Source organism: Blastococcus sp. CCUG 61487, assembly GCF_005222955.1.
GTDB lineage: Bacteria > Actinomycetota > Actinomycetes > Mycobacteriales > Geodermatophilaceae > Blastococcus.
Genome location: NZ_LWUA01000148.1, coordinates 1 through 358, shown reverse-complemented (window position 1 = coordinate 358; position 358 = coordinate 1). Strand labels below are relative to the sequence as shown.

1 pseudogene is annotated in these 358 nt (G+C 71.2%); it reads left to right on the top strand.

From position 1 onward, the window contains the following. Nucleotides 1–338: pseudogene (locus A6V29_RS08855) on the top strand (transposase); the annotation flags it as partial. Nucleotides 339–358: the final 20 nt, after the last annotated feature.

Here is a 358-nt window from a genome sequence, read left to right as displayed (position 1 = left end):
ACCGGGAACCGCGAAGAGCCGTGATCGTGGCCAGCGCGGTGCGGCTGATCGCGCAGCTGAACACCCAGATCGGCGAGCTGCAGGCGGTGGTGGCCGAGGGTTTTGGCCGGCACCCGGACGCTGACATCGTGACCAGCCAGCCCGGCCTGGGACCGATCCTGGGCGCCCGGGTCCTGGCCGAGTTCGGCGACGACCACGACCGCTACGCCAACGCCAAGGCGCGCAAGAACTACGCCGGCACCTCACCGATCACCCGCGCCTCGGGCACCCGACGGGTCGTGCTGGCCCGCTACGCCCGCAACAAACACCTCGCCGACGCCACCCACCAGTGGGCCTTCTGAACCGTCCTGGGGCCGGT